This window comes from Halomonas sp. MES3-P3E (assembly GCF_002836035.1).
Lineage (GTDB): Bacteria > Pseudomonadota > Gammaproteobacteria > Pseudomonadales > Halomonadaceae > Vreelandella > Vreelandella arctica.
This window is the reverse complement of sequence record NZ_PJBT01000018.1, coordinates 45,473-62,332: the sequence shown is the minus strand read 5'-3', so window position 1 is coordinate 62,332 and position 16,860 is coordinate 45,473. Positions and strand designations below refer to the sequence as shown.

Below are 16,860 nucleotides of genomic sequence, written 5' to 3'. Positions count from 1 at the left end.
TTAAGAGAGCGGGTTTTGAAATCTGGCGCGCCCGGGAGGATTCGAACCTCCGACCCCCTGATTCGTAGTCAGGTACTCTATCCAGCTGAGCTACGGGCGCGTAATGTTACAACTAATATTTACTAATACTGCTACTAAGTAGGTGGCGCGCCCGGGAGGATTCGAACCTCCGACCCCCTGATTCGTAGTCAGGTACTCTATCCAGCTGAGCTACGGGCGCATACCTTGTGACCATGTACTTTCTAGCTAAAAGAGTAATGTCTAACTAAGCACTTTCTATAGCTAAGTAGTTAATGGCCATGCTATTGGCGGAGAGAGAGGGATTCGAACCCTCGATAGGGCTATAAACCCTATACTCCCTTAGCAGGGGAGCGCCTTCAGCCACTCGGCCACCTCTCCTCAACGGCACGGCGCGAATATTACCGATTTGAGGTTCTTATGTCTAGCCTTCTACGGATTTTTTTCACACCGGCCATATCTTACCTACAAGCTTACGTCTTAAGCATCGCGTCATCGTGCAAACCCGCAAGTCTTATTCCACTTCGTTTTCACTATTTCTTTCACGCTGAATGCGCTGATAAATCTCTTCCCGGTGAACCGCAACATCTTTAGGCGCATTAACACCGATACGCACTTGATTGCCTTTCACACCTAGTACGGTGACAGTGATTTCATCACCGATCATCAAGGTTTCGCCAACACGACGAGTTAGGATGAGCATGGCTGATCTCCTTTTCAGACGTTTTATGCAACGGGATATGTCAGACCGAGGCAACACTAGGCCATTATGCGGCATAGCGTTGCCTGTCACCAACGGCTCCGGCTCCATGACACCTCAACCTCCCGTTGAAAGAAAGCTCACCACCACATGGCAGCAAGTACCCCTTCAGCGTAGAAGATTTAAGGCATTAATGTTATTCAGATTCGATATCTGTCTTATCTAAACCAAAGGCTTTGTGTAACGCATTGACGGCAAGTTCCATATGCTTCTCATCAATGACGACTGAGATTTTAATCTCAGAGGTGGAGACCATACGAATATTGACGTTCTCATCAGCCAGCACGCGGAACATTTTTGATGCCACACCCGCGTGAGAGCGCATTCCCACACCGACCAAGGAGACCTTGGCGATGTTGTCATCACCACGCAGCTCGCCGCCACCTAAATCCGGGATCACCGTCTCTTCAAGCAGTTTCTTGGTTGCTTTGTAATCGCCTTTGGCAACTGTAAAGGTGAAATCAGTATAGTCACCAGCCGGGGCAACGTTCTGTACGATCATATCGACTTCGATATTGGCATCGGCAATCGGGCCAAGAATACGAGAAGCGACGCCTGGCACATCCGGCGTATTGAGCAAGGTCAGTTTGGCTTCATTCTTGGTAAAGGCGATACCGGAGATCAGTGGTTCTTCCATAGCGTCCTCGTCTTTGTCTGCTTCTGCAACAATTAGGGTACCGGGGCCGTCTTCAAAGCTCGACAGCACCCGCAGGGGCACGTTGTATTTACCGGCAAACTCTACCGCGCGGATCTGCAGTACTTTAGAGCCGAGACTGGCCAGCTCCAGCATCTCTTCCACGGTAATGCTCTCTAAGCGCTGCGCTTTGGAACATACACGCGGGTCAGTAGTGTATACCCCGTCCACATCGGTGTAGATCTGGCACTCATCGGCGCCAAGTGCGGCGGCCAGGGCCACACCCGTGGTGTCAGAGCCACCACGACCCAGGGTAGTGATGTTGCCGTCCTCATCCACCCCTTGGAAACCGGCTACGACCACCACCTGCCCTGCTGCCAGGTCAGCTTTCAGGTCGTCGGTTTCGATGCGCTGGATGCGCGCCTTGGTATAGGCGCTGTCCGTATGGATACCTACCTGGGCGCCAGTGTGTGAAGTGGCTTGCACGCCAATTTGCTGCAGCGCCATGGCGAGTAGTGAAATCGTCACCTGCTCGCCGGTCGACAGCAGCATATCCATCTCGCGCGGTGCGGGATCGTCATTAAGTGCCTGAGCCATGTCCGTGAGGCGGTTGGTTTCGCCGCTCATAGCGGAGACCACAACCACCACCTGATGGCCTTGATCACGGAAGCCCTTAACTTTTTCCGCTACGGCCTTGATACGCTCGACAGAGCCCACCGAAGTGCCGCCGAACTTCTGTACGTATAGTGCCATATGCCGTTTTTCCTATGCGTTCGGGAATGGAGGGTGAAGTTACATTTATCACTAGGAGTCTTTGATTAACGTAATGAGCGCAGTTCAGACAAGGCGAAATTAGATGAAAAAGCGGAGTTTACATAAAGTAAATGAGCATTTTGAAGCTAATTTCAACGTCGTATGAACAAGCGCAATAGTTAATCAGAGATCTCCTAAATAAATAAGGCCGGTGACAATCATGCCACCGGCCTTTGGGTTTAGCTAAGTGCGTTTTCCAACCATGCCGGTACGCTCTTCAACGCATCCGGCAGGGCATCGGGCTGGCTACCTCCTGCCTGAGCCATATCCGCGCGGCCACCACCTTTACCTCCCACTTGAGAGGCAACATGGTTAACCAGCTCACCGGCTTTCACTCGGCCGGTCAAATCTTGGGTTACCCCGGCAATCAGGCTGACTTTGCCCGCCGCCTGATCGGCAACCCCAAGGATAATGACCCCGGAACTGAGCTTATTCTTAAGTTGGTCAAGAATGCCGCGCAGGTCTTTGCCAGAGACACCTTCCAGCTGCGTCGCTAACAGTTTAACGCCGTTGACCTCTTGCACCTGACTCAGCATGTCACTACCCGCAGCACTGGCGAGCTTGGCTTTAAGCTGCTCCAACTCTTTTTCTAAGCTACGATTGCGCTCAACCAGAGACTCTACCCGCGCTTCAACTTGCTCAGGCTTGGTCTTCAAACGTTCCCCCAAGCGCTCAAGGCGAGCTTCCTGCTCGCGGAAGTAAGTTAGTGCGTTTTCGCCGGTAATCGCTTCGATACGACGTACACCAGAGGCAATGCCCACTTCACTCATCACATGACAGCAGCCGATATCGCCACTGCGTGCCACGTGGGTACCACCGCACAACTCGATAGAGAAGTCGTCGGCACCAATCGTCAGTACCCGCACATTCTCGGCGTATTTGGCCTCAAACAGCGCCGCCGCCCCTTTGGCTTTGGCTTGATCCAGGCTCATTTGCTCGGTTTTAGTCGGCGCATTAGCCAGTATCTGCTCATTGACCAGCCGTTCGACTTCCGCCAACTGCTCGGCAGTCATCGGCTCAAAATGGCTAAAGTCGAAGCGCAGCCGCTCAGCATTAACCAGCGAGCCTTTTTGCTGCACGTGATCGCCTAGTACCATACGTAGCGCTTTGTGCAACAAGTGAGTCGCCGAGTGGTTACGGATCGTGGCGGTACGCAGGCTGGCATCCACTTCGCCGCGTACGCTAGCACCGACACTCAGCGAACCTTCCACCATAATGCCCTGGTGTAAGTGATGCCCGCTCTGCTTTTGGGTATCCGTTACCTGGAAACGACCGCCGTCGACATACAGGTAGCCGGTATCGCCCACCTGGCCGCCGGACTCACCGTAAAATGGCGTGCGATCTAGCACCACAACGCCCTTCTGCCCCGCTTTCAGCGCAGCCAGCGCATTGCCTTCGCTGTCGACCAGTGCCGTTACCTTGGCTTGATCCTCCAGGCGGTCATAGCCAGTAAAAGCGGTCTCACCGTCAAGTTCAATAGAGGCGCTGTAATCAGCGCCGAACTGGCTAGCCGCCCGGGCACGCTCGCGTTGGGCCTCTAAGGCCTGCTGAAAGCCCTCTTCATCGAGAGTGACGCCGCGTTCGCGGCACACATCAGCGGTGAGATCAAAAGGAAAGCCGTAGGTGTCGTAAAGCTTAAACACTGTTTCACCCGGCAGCACCTTGCCATCCAGCTCGGCTAAGGCTGCATTCAACAGCCCCATGCCATGGTCCAGGGTGCGAGCAAACTGCTCTTCTTCTTTCAACAGTACCCGAGTGATCTGGTCATTCGCTTCGCGAAGCTCTGGATACGCATCACCCATTTCGGCATCCAGCGCGTCCACCAGCTTGTGGAAGAACGGCTCTACGGCTCCCAGCTTGTGACCATGGCGGATCGCGCGGCGAATGATGCGACGCAATACATAGCCACGCCCTTCGTTAGAAGGCAGTACACCGTCGGCAATCAGGAAGGCACAAGAGCGGATGTGGTCGGCAATCACGCGCAGCGAAGGTGTAGTGGTATCAGGGTGCCCGGTAGCTTTAGCCGCAGCCTGCAGCAGGCTCTGGAACAGATCAATTTCGTAGTTGGAATGCACGCCCTGCATGACGGCAGCTACGCGCTCCAAGCCCATACCGGTATCGATAGAGGGCTTGGGTAGCGGGTTGAGCGTACCTTGGCTATCACGATCAAACTGCATGAACACCAGGTTCCAGATTTCGATGTAGCGGTCGCCATCTTCTTCCGGGCTACCGGGAGGGCCGCCCCATACCTCTGGACCGTGGTCAAAAAAGATTTCCGAACTCGGGCCACAAGGACCGGTGTCGCCCATCTGCCAGAAGTTATCTTCGTCTAATTTGGAAAAGCGCTCGGGGTCAATACCGATCTCGTCTTTCCAGATACGTTCAGCTTCGTCATCGCTAACATGTACCGTTACCCACAGTTTCTCTTTAGGCAGACCCAGCGTTTCGGTCAGAAATACCCAGGCAAAGCGTATGGCGTCGTGCTTGAAGTAGTCGCCAAAACTGAAGTTACCCAGCATTTCAAAAAACGTGTGGTGACGTGCGGTATAGCCGACATTGTCTAAATCATTATGCTTACCGCCTGCGCGTACGCAGCGCTGCGCAGATGTTGCACGCACGTAGGGGCGTGGGTCGCGACCCAGAAATACATCTTTGAAAGGCACCATGCCGGCATTGGTAAACAGCAGCGTCGGGTCATTGCCCGGCACTAAAGAGCTGGTGGGTACAATCGTATGCCCCTGCTCTTCAAAGAAGGTGAGAAAGGCCTGTCTAATTTCTGCGCTTTTCATAGGGTATCCGTAACAAGAAAGCGTGGTGTCCCAGGGCGCTGTCGACGCTACCCTCAGGGGTCGCAAAGAGGCCATTATAGCGCAGTTGTCAAACGACTAAAGCCGCACTTAGTGGCAGAGAGGCAAACAAATAGCTAGAAAAGCGTATGAGAGCGCTATTAGAAAAGTAAGAGCAGGCGTTTTATAGGCAGGGGAAAAGTATTACAGAGATAGAGAAAATGTATTACAGACAGGAAAGCGCATAGCGGATTTGCTCAAAATCGAAGCCACGACTAGCCAGAAAGCGCTCGCGTCGAGCGCGCTCTTTAGGTGTTTCGCCGGGGCTATCAAAGCGCCGCGTCAGTGTTTCCCGGGCTAGCTCGAACCAGTCAATCTGCTCCCCCTCCTCCACCTCTTCAAAAGCAGCGTTAAGGGTTTCCTGGTCGACGCCGCGTTGGCGCAATTCACCTTTAATACGAATAACACCCTGGCCGCGCAGAATGCGCGAGCGTACGAAACTAGCTGCAAAACGCGCATCAGATTGCAAGCCCTGTTCGGCCAGAGCGTCTAAACACTCGTCAATAGCGGTATCGTCGAAGGCTTTTTTCTTTAAGCGCTGGGCTAGTTCGGCGCGAGAGTATTCGCGCCGAGCCAGTAAGCCAATCGCGATGTCACGGGGAGTGGCATCGCGCTGAGACATAAAGGCCATTAGATTGTCTCGGTTAGAAAAGACTTAGAGCAGATCGTCATCGTTGGCATCCACTTCAGCCGCTGCTTCGGCAGGGGCACCTTCCTTCTCCTTTTTAGGATCAGGCTTGGCCAAGAGCTGCTCACGAATCTGCGTTTCGATTTCGAGCATAATGTCTGGGTGCTCTTCCAGATAAAGCGCGGAGTTTGCTTTACCCTGGCCGATTTTCTTGCCTTTATAGCTGTACCAAGCACCGGCTTTATCGACCAGATTGCACTGCACGCCCAGGTCAATAACCTCGCCAGCGTGGTAGATACCCTTGCCGTAAAGAATCTGGAATTCAGCTTGGCGGAATGGCGGTGCCACCTTGTTTTTGACTACTTTCACGCGGGTTTCGTTACCGGTGACTTCATCGCCTACTTTCACCGAGCCGGTGCGGCGAATATCCAGACGCACACTGGCGTAGAACTTAAGCGCGTTACCGCCGGTGGTGGTTTCGGGTGAACCAAACATCACGCCGATCTTCATGCGGATCTGGTTGATGAAGATCACCAGGCAGTTGGCGTTTTTGATATTACCGGTAATTTTACGTAGCGCCTGAGACATCAAACGTGCCTGTAGGCCAACATGGGTATCGCCCATTTCGCCTTCGATTTCAGCGCGCGGGGTCAACGCAGCGACAGAGTCGATAACAATCACGTCAACACCGCCGGAACGCACCAGCATATCGGTAATTTCTAACGCCTGCTCGCCAGTGTCCGGCTGGGAAATCAGTAGATCATCCAGGTTGACGCCTAGCTTTTCGGCATAGCTTGGATCCAGAGCGTGCTCGGCATCCACGAACGCACACACTTTGCCTTGCTTTTGCGCTTGCGCAATCACCGAAAGGGTCAGCGTTGTCTTACCCGAGGACTCCGGACCAAAAATTTCAGCTACGCGGCCAAACGGCAGCCCGCCGATGCCAAGTGCGATATCCAGACCCAACGAACCCGTGGAAACCGACGGCATGACCACACGCGGTGCGTCACCTAGACGCATGACGGTGCCCTTGCCGAACTGACGGTCGATTTGGGTGAGTGCAGCGTTTAGCGCTTTTGTGCGGTTGTCATCCTGAGCCATTCAGAGATTCCTCATAACAAGCTGTATAATTACCCAGTAGTATGCCAAAGATTGTGCCGTAAACAAATCCTTGATCACGCTTTCTCTTAACTATTTTCCTACCCCTACCCCTGCTTGCCTGCCTTCACCCGCGCATCCAGGCGTGCCACCAGCCCTGCCAGCGCCTGCCGCACTGCCTGCTCGCGCACTGCTTGGCGATCCCCAGGGAAGTGGAAACACTCGGCTTGCTGCTCAGCGGTATCACCCCAGGCGAGCCAAACGGTACCCACCGGCTTTTCAGCACTACCACCATCCGGCCCGGCCACCCCACTAACGGCAACGCCCAAGCCCGCACCGCTATCCCGGCAGGCGCCTTGCACCATCGCTTTCACTACTTCTTCGCTCACCGCCCCGTGTTCTGCCAGTATAGCGTCTGGCACGCCGAGCAGGCGGGTCTTAGCCGCGTTCGCATAGGTCACATAGCCCGTTGTAAAGTAAGCAGAGCTACCCCCCGTGCTGGTAATCGCACTGGCAATACCACCGCCCGTGCAGGATTCAGCGGCGGTCACTTCCACCTTCAACTGCTGACAAAGCCGCCCTAGCCGCTGAGCTAGCAGCGTCAAATCAAGATTTTTCAGGCTAGATACGCTGGGCACTATGGTCGCTCCTTCAAGTGAGTCGTCTGTTCAGCGTAGAATACTGTGTTTAGCTTTCTCAAAGAAATTGCTCAATCAGGACGCCCATGTCACAGGCCATTCCCCCTAACACGCCAATGATCACGCAGTATTTAAAGATCAAACGCGAACACCCCGAGGTTCTGCTGTTTTACCGAATGGGGGATTTTTACGAGCTGTTTTTCGACGACGCCAAGCGCGCCGCCGCACTGCTGGACATTACCCTTACCCAGCGCGGCCAGTCGGGGGGGAAGCCGATCCCGATGGCGGGTGTACCTTACCATAGCGCTGAAGGCTATTTGGCGCGTCTGGTCGCTGGCGGTGAATCGGTAGCGATCTGCGAACAGATAGGCGACCCCGCGACCAGCAAAGGGCCCGTTGACCGCCAAGTAGTACGTATCGTTACCCCCGGCACGCTCCACGATGAAGCGCTGCTCGATGCCCGCCGCGACAACGTACTGGTATCGGTCTCCCCCGGTAAAGATAGCTGGGGCCTTGCCTGGCTAGAACTCTCTAGCGGCCGCTTCAATGTATTGGAAGTGGAGAGCGAAGCCGAAATGCTCGCCGAGCTTACTCGCCTCTCCCCTGCTGAGTTGCTGGTGCCCGAAAGCCTGACGCTACCCGATGCCTGGTCGCAAAAGCGCAGCCTGCGTCGCCAGGGCGAGTGGCTGTTTGATTTGGAGAGCGCCACCCGCAGCCTGTGCGATCAGTTTGAAGTGCAGGATTTACGCGGCTTTGGCTGCGCGCACTTGACCACTGCACTGATTGCCGCCGGGGTGCTGATTGATTACGCCCGCGACACTCAGCGCTCGCGCTTGCCCCACGTGACCGCGATTAGCGTTGAGAATCGCGACGATGCAGTAGTGATCGACGCCGCCAGCCGACGTAATCTGGAAATCGACATTAACCTGGGTGGCAATAGCGACAACACCCTGGCGAGCGTGCTGGACACCTGCACCACCGCCATGGGCTCGCGGCTACTCAAACGCTGGCTGAATCGTCCGCTGCGCCAACGAGAGATTGTCCAAAACCGCCATGCAGGCGTGGCGTTGCTAAGCCTAGATGCCGCCTACATGTCGCTGCGCGAGACGTTGAGCGATGTGGGCGATGTGGAGCGCATTCTGGCCCGGGTCGCGCTGTACAGCGCCCGGCCACGGGATTTGGCGCGTCTGCGTGACGCCCTGGTCACTCTGCCTACCCTTGAACAGCAGTTGGGCGAGGTAGAGAACGGCAGCGCGCTGGATAGCCTGCGCCCGCATATCCGCCCCTACCCTGAAATGGCTGACATGCTTAGCCGCGCGCTAGTTGAGAATCCGCCGGTGGTGATCCGCGATGGCGGGGTGATTGCCAACGGCTTTGATGCCGAGCTCGACGAGCACCGGGGCATGGCCGAGAACGCGGGCGACTATCTTGTTCGGCTGGAAACCCGCGAGCGCGAGCGTACCGGACTTGCTAATCTCAAAGTCGGCTATAACCGGGTACATGGCTACTTTATCGAGCTGCCGCGCTCCCAGGCGCAGCAAGCACCCGCTGACTATATTCGCCGCCAGACGCTGAAAAACGCCGAGCGTTTTATCATTCCTGAACTCAAAGAGTTTGAGGATAAGGCGCTGTCGGCTAAATCCCGCGCACTGACCCGTGAAAAATGGCTTTATGACCGCCTGCTGGGCGAGCTGAATGACAGCCTTCACGCGCTACAAAGCACTTCTCAAGCGCTTGCGGAGTTGGATGTGCTGTGCGCCTTTGCCGAACGCGCCGAGGCGTTGAGCTGGGTGCGCCCGACGCTGAGCGAGGCCACAGGCATTCGTATCGAGGCGGGGCGGCACCCTGTGGTTGAACAGGTTAGCGAAACGCCCTTTGTGCCCAATGACGTTACGCTTAACCCCGACCAGCATATGCTGATTATTACTGGCCCTAATATGGGTGGTAAATCGACCTATATGCGGCAAACAGCGCTAATTGCTCTGCTCGCCCACTGCGGCAGCTTTGTGCCCGCCGATGCCGCCGAGATCGGTCCGCTGGATCGGATATTTACCCGCATTGGCTCGTCGGATGATCTGGCAGGCGGACGCTCCACCTTTATGGTCGAGATGACCGAAACGGCCAATATTTTGCACAATGCCACCCAGCAAAGCTTGATTTTGATGGATGAAATTGGCCGCGGCACTAGCACCTTTGACGGGTTATCGCTGGCCTGGGCGAGTGCGGAACATCTTGCCAAGGGGCGTGCACTAACGCTGTTTGCCACCCACTATTTTGAGATGACCGCCCTACCTGAACACATGGAGGGCGTAGCCAATATTCACCTAACGGCGACCGAGCATGGCGACAGCATCGTGTTCATGCACCGCATTGAAGCAGGCCCGGCTAGCCAGAGTTACGGTTTGCAGGTCGCTCAATTAGCGGGCGTACCTGGTCATGTGATTAAACGGGCCCGTGAGAAGCTGATGAGCCTGGAGCAGCGCGATGTAGATAACACAGCGCAAGCGCCGCGAACGGCTCCCCAGCAAAACGACCTGTTTGCAGCCGCACCGCACCCGGTGGTGGAGGCATTGGAAAATGTCGATATGGATGGTTTAACGCCGCGGGAAGCGCTGTCGCTGTTGTATCAATGGCGAGACCTGATCTAATGGTGCTTATGGAATGAAAGGCGATAAGTGAGATTCAGGTGCCAGGGCAAGTTGAAGCGAGGGTCTTTCGACAGGGCCGGAAAATGTTCCCGACAATTCCGGCATTTCCGCCATCCATGGCGGTCAGATGTCGAAAGTAGCGCCCACGGACGGGTTTACAGCGCCCTCGCGGAAACCTGTACTGGCATTGCTACCAACTGGAATCATAAGGCGCTTGCCGCCAGGTAGGCGCACCACTAGAATGTCGCTCAAACTTTTAGCTTATAAAAAACGGCTGATTTATAACCATTCACGATTGACCATGGCCAGGAGCTACCTGGCCCTGCAAGAGGGATAGCAAGATGACGTTTGTCGTTACCGAGAACTGCATCCAGTGCAAATACACCGACTGTGTGGAAGTCTGCCCGGTCGACTGTTTCTACGAGGGCCCGAATTTCCTGGTTATTCACCCTGACGAGTGTATTGACTGCGCACTGTGTGAACCAGAATGCCCCGCTGAGGCGATATTCTCAGAGGATGAGTTGCCGGATGGGCAAGAGGCGTTTATTGAGATTAACGCTGAAATGTCAGAAGTATGGCCCAATATTGCCGAAAGGAAGGATCCGCTGCCTGACGCCGAAGAGTGGGACGGCAAGCCCGGCAAGCTTGAGAAGTTAGAGCGTTAAGCGTTACTCACGCCTGCTCTGCTGTTACTTTATAACCAGCGTTTTTTTTGAAAAAAGCGCTGGTTTTTTATGGGGTTGCCAAGCGTGTATTGCCAAATAAGAGGCAAAAAAAAGGCGACCCGTAGGCCGCCCGCTCCAAGCACTTCCTCTGACCACTCCCTGTATCAACTTCCTCAGATGTCTTCCCTGCCGGGGCTCACCTCTCTGCATCGCCCGGCGCATCCGTCCTACATCCCGTTGCATCCTGTCTGAAGCATCCTTGCCTCCCCTTGTCCTGCGTGTATTGTGGCAGATCATGTAGGCTTCTCAACAAAGCCAAAATGCAAAAAGGCGAGTCTTGGCGACTCGCCTTAATTCCACAATTATATTTAAAAACAAAAGCTTAAATTTTAATTAGTGGAAAATTTCGCTTTTTCTTACCTTAAACCAAGCGATTCTCGTCGGCTTTTGTAAGACATCTCTTACAAAATCTTGAGACATCACTTACAAACCTCATTCAATATTGGCACTTTACTGACCTTTGATCGCTTTTAGGCCAGGATAGGTCACATCCCCTAGTTCCGCTTCAATCACCAGCAAACGGTTGTACTTGGCAACGCGATCAGAACGGCACAATGAACCCGTTTTAATTTGGCCAGCGCAGGTACCTACCGCCAAATCAGCAATAGTGGTGTCTTCCGTTTCACCAGAGCGGTGCGAAATCACTGCAGTAAAGCCTGCATCCTGGGCCATCTTGATGGCATCCAGGGTCTCGGAGAGCGAGCCGATCTGGTTGAACTTGATCAGGATAGAGTTACCGATCTGCTCATCGATACCGCGCTTGAGAATCTTGGTATTGGTCACGAACAGATCGTCACCCACCAACTGCACTTTATCACCTAGCTTGTCGGTCAGCGCTTTCCAGCCTGCCCAGTCGGACTCGTCCATGCCATCTTCGATGGACACGATTGGGTAATCGGCGCACAGGCCTGCTAGGTAATCAGTAAAGCCTTGGGCATCATAGCTTTTGCCTTCACCGGAAAGGTTGTACTGACCGTCTTTGTAGAATTCGGAAGAGGCACAGTCCAGCGCCAGCGTGACGTCTTTACCCAGCTCGTAGCCAGCATCGGCAACGGCTTGTTTGATGACTGCCAGCGCATCAGCGTTAGACGCCAGGTTCGGCGCAAAGCCGCCCTCGTCGCCAACGGAGGTAGAGAGGCCTTTCGCCGAAAGCACTTTTTTCAGAGCATGGAAAATTTCCGCGCCCATGCGCAGCGCTTCGCGGAAGTTAGGCGCACCTACCGGTTGAACCATAAACTCTTGGATATCAACGTTATTATCCGCGTGTTCACCACCGTTGATGATATTCATCATCGGCACCGGCATGCTGTACTGACCCGGCTGGCCGTAAAGCTCGGCAATGTGGGCATATAGCGGTACGCCTTTGGCGTTAGCAGCGGCTTTAGCCGCCGCCAGGGAAACGGCCAGAATCGCGTTCGCGCCCAAGTTCGCTTTATTCTCCGTGCCGTCCAACGCCAGCATGGCATCGTCTAAGCCGCGCTGATCACGCGCATCCATACCCAGCAACGCATCACGGATCTTGCCATTAACCGCATCGACTGCTTTCAGCACGCCTTTGCCCAGATAGCGCGACTTGTCACCGTCGCGCAGCTCTAATGCTTCACGTGAGCCGGTAGAAGCACCGCTGGGCGCGCAGGCTTCACCAACAGCGCCGCTGGCAAGACGTACGTTCGCCTGTACGGTGGGGTTACCACGCGAATCCAGCACTTCCAACGCACTGATAGCAACAATTTTGGTCATGGCAGTTTCCTTAACGGTAAGTCAGATAAAATTATTAATATAACGCCCTAATCAGCAAAACACGGCCTATCAAGCCACACGCTAACGAATGGTTAGCGGCTCAAACCCTTTTACCAGCGCATCCAGTTGGGCAAGCTGAGTTAAAAACGGCTCCAACTGATCCAGCGGGAGTGCACAAGGACCATCGCATTTGGCGTTATCAGGGTCAGGGTGAGCTTCTAAAAACAGCCCTGCAAGGCCAACAGCCACGCCTGCGCGCGCTAATTCAGCCACCTGAGCCCGACGACCATCGGCACTGTCTGCACGCCCACCTGGGCGTTGCAGTGCGTGGGTCACATCAAAAAATACCGGATACCCGGTTTGCTTCATATCGCCAAAGCCCAGCATATCAACAATCAGGTTGTTGTAACCAAAGCTTGAGCCACGCTCGCAGAGCATCAGCTGGTCGTTACCTGCTTCCTGAAACTTGCTGATGATATGGCGCATTTCATGGGGCGCCAAAAACTGCGGCTTCTTGATGTTGATGACCGCGCCGGTTTTGGCCATAGCGACTACCAAATCGGTTTGGCGGGCCAAAAAGGCTGGCAGTTGGATAATGTCGGCCACTTCCGCCGCTGCTTCAGCCTGCCAGGGTTCGTGCACATCGGTGATAATCGGCACGTTGTGGCGGGCTTTGATATCGGCCAATATCTGCAGCCCTTTCTCCATACCCGGGCCGCGATAGGAGTGAATCGAGCTACGATTAGCTTTATCAAAACTGGCCTTGAAAACGTAGGGCATACCCAGTTTTTGAGTCACCGTGACGTAGGCTTGGGCAACTTCGTCGGCAAGCTCAGCAGATTCCAGCACGTTCATGCCGCCCAGCAGCATAAGCGGCAAGGAATTGCCGGCGGTTAAGCCGGCTACGTTAATATGATGCTCTTGAGAAGCCATGCTGTTGCCCTCTTATTCCTGAGAATGCGCATGGGCGCGATTACGCGCTGTTTTATGCTCTAACGCGGCGTTCACAAAGCCTGAGAAGAGCGGGTGACCATCACGCGGCGTGGAGGTGAATTCCGGGTGGAACTGACAGGCCACATACCAAGGGTGGTCAGCCAGCTCAATCACTTCAACCAGTGATTGGTCGACGCTCTTACCCGAAATAACCAGTCCCGCCTTTTCAAGCTCATCAATAAACTGGTTATTGACCTCGAAACGGTGACGATGGCGCTCAACAATCTCGTCAGCCCCATAGGCTTCGCGCGCTTTGGTGCCGGATGCCAGATGACAGACCTGACCGCCCAAACGCATGGTGCCACCTAAATCAGACGCCGCATCGCGTAGTTCGATTTTGCCTTCCGGATTCAGCCACTCAGTAATCAGGCCCACCACCGGATGCTGGGTATCGTGGGTAAACTCGGTGGAGTTGGCGTCTTTCCAACCCGCCACGTTGCGAGCGAACTCAATCACCGCTACCTGCATGCCCAGGCAAATACCCAGATAGGGAACGTTATTTTCACGCGCGAATTGGGCGGTCATAATCTTGCCTTCCACGCCACGCTCGCCAAAACCGCCGGGCACTAGAATGGCGTCTTTGCCCGCCAAGCGCTCGGTGCCGTGGCGCTCGATGTCTTCGGAGTCAATATAGTCGACGTTGACCTTAATGCGACCTTGGATGCCGGCGTGAATCAGCGCTTCGTTGAGCGACTTGTAGGCATCCAGCAGCTCCATGTACTTACCGACCATGGCGATACTGACGGACTTGAGCGGGTTGAGCTTGGCATCGAGCACCTTCACCCACTCTGATAAATCTGCTTCAGGGGCTTCCAGGCGCAGCTTATCGCAAACGATCTCATCCAGGCCGTGTTCATGGAGCATCAGCGGAATACGATAAATCGTATCGGCATCCTGAAGCGGCACTACGGCACGCTCTTCGACGTTGGTAAACAGAGCGATTTTGCGACGCTCGCTCTCTTCCAGCTCAACTTCGCTGCGGCAAATCAAAATATCCGGCTGGATACCGATGGAGCGCAGCTCCTTGACGCTGTGCTGGGTAGGTTTGGTTTTGGTCTCACCCGCCGTTTTGATGTAGGGCACCAGGGTCAGGTGCATAAACAGCGCGCGGTTAGCACCCTGTTCACTACGGATTTGGCGAATGGACTCAAGGAAAGGCAGTGATTCGATATCACCGACCGTGCCGCCGATTTCCACCAGCGCCACATCAAAGCCTTCACCGCCCGCGTAAACGCGCTCTTTAATCTCGTCGGTGATATGCGGAATCACCTGAACGGTGCCGCCTAGATAGTCGCCACGGCGCTCTTTACGCAGTACGTGCTCGTAAACACGACCGGTCGTAAAGTTGTTGCGCTGAGTCATCTTGGTGCGAATAAAGCGCTCGTAATGCCCGAGATCAAGGTCGGTTTCGGCACCATCTTCTGTGACGAACACCTCACCGTGCTGGAAGGGACTCATGGTGCCCGGATCCACGTTGATGTACGGGTCGAGCTTGAGCATGGTGACCTTAAGGCCGCGGGCCTCTAAAATCGCCGCAAGCGAGGCGGAGGCGATGCCCTTGCCAAGAGAGGACACAACGCCGCCGGTCACGAAGATATATCGTGTCATGGATAACCTGTCGAAACGTGATCAGAAGGCACGGCAGAAAGCCACGCCAGGATGGGTCGACAGACTAGCAGATTACGACCTAAGGCTCAATTTGAACTGCCGAAGATAGCCAATGGATCATTGCACATAGCGACGCCGGGATCAGGCCTAAGCGAGGGTCTTTCGCCAGGGATGGCGAAAGTAGCGCCCATGGATGGGTTCACAGCGCCCTCGCGTTGGCCTGATGCCGGGGTAGTCGCGGGGCCAATTCGGCCCCGCTCAGCCTGGATAAAGACGAATTACACGCCCAGGTAATCCAGAATGCCTTCTGCAGCCTGGCGGCCTTCGTAAATCGCCGTGACCACCAAATCAGAGCCGCGCACCATATCGCCACCGGCAAAGATTTTTTCGTTGCTGGTTTGAAAGGCGTACTGCCCATGCTCAGGTGCAGTGACGCGATCACGCTCATCGACTTGGATATTCGAGCTATCGAACCACGGCGCGGGGCTGGCCTGGAAGCCAAAAGCAATGACCACGGCATCCGCCGCGATGATCTCTTCAGAGCCGGGCACCACTTCAGGACGCTGACGGCCATTTTCGTCCGGCTCGCCCAAGCGTGTGCGAACCACCTTCACGCCTTCGACCTTCTCTTCACCGACGACCGCCACCGGCTGACGGTTGAACAGAAACTCAACGCCCTCTTCACGGGCATTGGAGACCTCACGGCGCGACCCCGGCATATTGCCTTCGTCACGACGATAGGCACAGGTCACGCTGGTAGCGTTCTGGCGAATGGAAGTACGGTTACAGTCCATCGCCGTATCGCCGCCGCCCAGAACGACCACACGCTTGCCTTCCATGGAGATATAGTCGTTGGGATCTTTTTCAAAACCCAGACAGCGGTTGACGTTGGCAATCAGGAAATCCAGCGCTTTGTAAACGCCCGGCAGATCTTCGCCAGGGAAGCCGCCTTCCATGTATTTATAAGTGCCCATCCCCAGGAATACCGCATCGTACTCCTGCATCAAGGTTTCAAACTCGATATCGGTGCCGATTTCGGTATTAAGGCGGAACTCGACGCCCATCTCCTCAAACACCGCGCGGCGGCGCTCCATCACACTCTTTTCCAGCTTGAACTCGGGAATACCAAAGGTCAGCAGGCCACCGATTTCCGGGTACTTGTCGAACACCACCGGCTTGACGCCATTACGGGCCAGAATGTCGGCACAGCCCAAGCCCGCAGGGCCTGCACCGATAATGGCGACCTTCTTGTCGGTCCAGGTAACGTGGGACATATCCGGACGCCAGCCCATGGCAAACGCCGTATCGGTGATGTACTTCTCCACCGAACCAATGGTCACCGCGCCAAAGCCATCGTTCAGCGTACAGTCGCCTTCACACAGACGATCCTGCGGGCACACACGGCCACACACTTCGGGCAGCGAGTTGGTTTTGTGCGAGAGCTCAGCGGCTTCAATGATGTTGCCTTCCACCACCAGCTGCAGCCAGTTGGGGATGTAGTTGTGCACCGGGCACTTCCACTCGCAGTACGGGTTACCGCAGTGCAGGCAGCGGTGCGCTTGGCTTGCCGCGTCGGTGGGCTTGAACGGTTCGTAGATCTCCGCGAACTCTTTAGCACGGGCGCGGGCATCTTTCTTTTGTGGGTCCTTACGACCCACATCGACAAACTGAAAATCGTTATTTAAACGGTTAGCCATGATCTCTCTCCTGT

General features: G+C 55.0%; 12 protein-coding genes and 3 tRNA genes. 2 read left to right on the top strand and 13 right to left on the bottom strand.

Annotation, left to right across the window (positions count from 1 at the left end; genetic code table 11):
* Window positions 1-23: 23 nt before the first annotated feature.
* The 9 genes from CXF87_RS05555 to CXF87_RS05515 all read right to left on the bottom strand — a co-directional run bounded on the left by CXF87_RS05555 (window position 24) and on the right by CXF87_RS05515 (window position 7,438).
* Window positions 24-100: transfer RNA gene (locus CXF87_RS05555), tRNA-Arg, on the bottom strand.
* Between the two features lie 43 nt (window positions 101-143).
* Window positions 144-220: transfer RNA gene (locus CXF87_RS05550), tRNA-Arg, on the bottom strand.
* An 86-nt stretch (window positions 221-306) separates the two neighbouring features.
* Window positions 307-399, bottom strand: a tRNA-Ser gene (locus CXF87_RS05545).
* A 133-nt stretch (window positions 400-532) separates the two neighbouring features.
* Window positions 533-721: a carbon storage regulator CsrA gene (gene csrA, locus CXF87_RS05540; RefSeq protein WP_007111501.1), complete on the bottom strand. Its 189-nt coding sequence runs from the start codon at window positions 719-721 to the stop codon at window positions 533-535.
* Between the two features lie 193 nt (window positions 722-914).
* The gene (locus CXF87_RS05535) at window positions 915-2,165 is read right to left on the bottom strand and encodes an aspartate kinase (protein WP_101145803.1); all 1,251 of its coding nucleotides are present in this window, start codon (window positions 2,163-2,165) and stop codon (window positions 915-917) included.
* Window positions 2,166-2,404: 239 nt separating this feature from the next.
* Complete coding sequence (gene alaS, locus CXF87_RS05530; RefSeq protein ID WP_101145802.1) at window positions 2,405-5,014, bottom strand: alanine--tRNA ligase; 2,610 nt, start codon at window positions 5,012-5,014, stop codon at window positions 2,405-2,407.
* 223 nt (window positions 5,015-5,237) lie between these two features.
* Window positions 5,238-5,702, bottom strand: coding sequence for a regulatory protein RecX (locus tag CXF87_RS05525; protein ID WP_101145801.1), 465 nt, complete (start codon window positions 5,700-5,702; stop codon window positions 5,238-5,240).
* A 24-nt stretch (window positions 5,703-5,726) separates the two neighbouring features.
* Entirely contained in the window at window positions 5,727-6,800 is a 1,074-nt protein-coding gene (gene recA, locus CXF87_RS05520; RefSeq protein ID WP_035564432.1) for a recombinase RecA, read from the bottom strand.
* A gap of 104 nt (window positions 6,801-6,904) precedes the next feature.
* Entirely contained in the window at window positions 6,905-7,438 is a 534-nt protein-coding gene (locus CXF87_RS05515) for a CinA family protein (protein WP_101145800.1), read from the bottom strand.
* Between the two features lie 83 nt (window positions 7,439-7,521).
* Between CXF87_RS05515 and mutS the strand changes: the two genes are divergently transcribed.
* Both mutS and fdxA read left to right on the top strand, forming a co-directional pair.
* Complete coding sequence (gene mutS, locus CXF87_RS05510) at window positions 7,522-10,083, top strand: DNA mismatch repair protein MutS (RefSeq protein ID WP_101145799.1); 2,562 nt, start codon at window positions 7,522-7,524, stop codon at window positions 10,081-10,083.
* Window positions 10,084-10,424: 341 nt separating this feature from the next.
* Window positions 10,425-10,748, top strand: a complete 324-nt coding sequence (fdxA, locus tag CXF87_RS05505) for a ferredoxin FdxA (RefSeq protein ID WP_008957517.1) — start codon at window positions 10,425-10,427, stop codon at window positions 10,746-10,748.
* Between the two features lie 510 nt (window positions 10,749-11,258).
* Here the strand turns inward: fdxA and eno are convergent.
* The 4 genes from eno to CXF87_RS05485 all read right to left on the bottom strand — a co-directional run bounded on the left by eno (window position 11,259) and on the right by CXF87_RS05485 (window position 16,846).
* The gene (gene eno, locus CXF87_RS05500) at window positions 11,259-12,548 is read right to left on the bottom strand and encodes a phosphopyruvate hydratase (protein ID WP_101145798.1); all 1,290 of its coding nucleotides are present in this window, start codon (window positions 12,546-12,548) and stop codon (window positions 11,259-11,261) included.
* Between the two features lie 81 nt (window positions 12,549-12,629).
* Window positions 12,630-13,481 carry a 3-deoxy-8-phosphooctulonate synthase gene (gene kdsA, locus CXF87_RS05495; RefSeq protein WP_101145797.1) on the bottom strand — a complete coding sequence of 284 codons (852 nt, stop codon included), beginning with the start codon at window positions 13,479-13,481 and terminating at the stop codon, window positions 12,630-12,632.
* Between the two features lie 12 nt (window positions 13,482-13,493).
* On the bottom strand, window positions 13,494-15,149 hold the full coding sequence (locus tag CXF87_RS05490; protein ID WP_101145796.1) for a CTP synthase: 1,656 nt from the start codon (window positions 15,147-15,149) through the stop codon (window positions 13,494-13,496).
* Window positions 15,150-15,427: 278 nt separating this feature from the next.
* A complete protein-coding gene (locus CXF87_RS05485) occupies window positions 15,428-16,846 on the bottom strand; it encodes an FAD-dependent oxidoreductase (RefSeq protein ID WP_035564444.1) in 1,419 nt (472 codons plus the stop codon).
* Window positions 16,847-16,860 lie beyond the last annotated feature (14 nt).

What these genes read in the sequence shown, in the direction of transcription:
- fdxA (WP_008957517.1), top strand. Translation starts at nt 10,425, where the DNA reads ATGACGTTTGTCGTTACCGAGAACTGCATCCAGTGCAAATACACCGAC.
- mutS (WP_101145799.1), top strand. Translation starts at nt 7,522, where the DNA reads ATGTCACAGGCCATTCCCCCTAACACGCCAATGATCACGCAGTATTTA.
- CXF87_RS05485 (WP_035564444.1), bottom strand. Translation starts at nt 16,846, where the DNA reads ATGGCTAACCGTTTAAATAACGATTTTCAGTTTGTCGATGTGGGTCGT.
- csrA (WP_007111501.1), bottom strand. Translation starts at nt 721, where the DNA reads ATGCTCATCCTAACTCGTCGTGTTGGCGAAACCTTGATGATCGGTGAT.
- recA (WP_035564432.1), bottom strand. Translation starts at nt 6,800, where the DNA reads ATGGCTCAGGATGACAACCGCACAAAAGCGCTAAACGCTGCACTCACC.
- kdsA (WP_101145797.1), bottom strand. Translation starts at nt 13,481, where the DNA reads ATGGCTTCTCAAGAGCATCATATTAACGTAGCCGGCTTAACCGCCGGC.
- eno (WP_101145798.1), bottom strand. Translation starts at nt 12,548, where the DNA reads ATGACCAAAATTGTTGCTATCAGTGCGTTGGAAGTGCTGGATTCGCGT.
- CXF87_RS05535 (WP_101145803.1), bottom strand. Translation starts at nt 2,165, where the DNA reads ATGGCACTATACGTACAGAAGTTCGGCGGCACTTCGGTGGGCTCTGTC.
- CXF87_RS05490 (WP_101145796.1), bottom strand. Translation starts at nt 15,149, where the DNA reads ATGACACGATATATCTTCGTGACCGGCGGCGTTGTGTCCTCTCTTGGC.
- CXF87_RS05525 (WP_101145801.1), bottom strand. Translation starts at nt 5,702, where the DNA reads ATGGCCTTTATGTCTCAGCGCGATGCCACTCCCCGTGACATCGCGATT.
- alaS (WP_101145802.1), bottom strand. Translation starts at nt 5,014, where the DNA reads ATGAAAAGCGCAGAAATTAGACAGGCCTTTCTCACCTTCTTTGAAGAG.